At 46.3% G+C, this 423-nt stretch carries 1 pseudogene; it reads right to left on the bottom strand.

The window, feature by feature from the left end:
* Positions 1-78: 78 nt before the first annotated feature.
* Positions 79-423 (bottom strand): annotated as a pseudogene (locus OGY71_RS01135) (T6SS immunity protein Tli3 family protein); the annotation flags it as partial.

Raw genomic sequence — 423 nt, forward strand, 5'->3', positions numbered from 1 at the left:
ATTATTATTCCTACCGTATTTCTCAGTTTCATAATTTATCCTTAAACGTTAAGCGGCTTAGGCATATCCCATTGCAGATTATTTCCCTGCATCCATATCGCAGTACATCCGGGTCCAGCCCTTATAGCCCACCACCTCCGGCTCTTTGTCCGGCAGGTTTTGATAGTTGGCCTTATAACCTTCCGTTAAATGGGCTAAAGATGCTTTCATAAATACCACCGTTCCCCAGGCATCACCTGGAGATTCAGGTCTTATATGGCCGTTCACATACTCGCCACCGGATTTATGCTTGCCAGGTCTGTAGAGATAATAGGTGTCATCAAAGTATTGATAGTCTATACCTGGACCACCCGGCGCCAGACGCGGGTCGTCAAAAGGGTATGAGCTCAGATATAAATGCCCCTTCGCCGTGGTAATAAATGC

It is taken from the genome of Citrobacter sp. Cpo109 (assembly GCF_030332565.1).
In the GTDB taxonomy this organism is placed as follows: domain Bacteria; phylum Pseudomonadota; class Gammaproteobacteria; order Enterobacterales; family Enterobacteriaceae; genus Citrobacter; species Citrobacter portucalensis.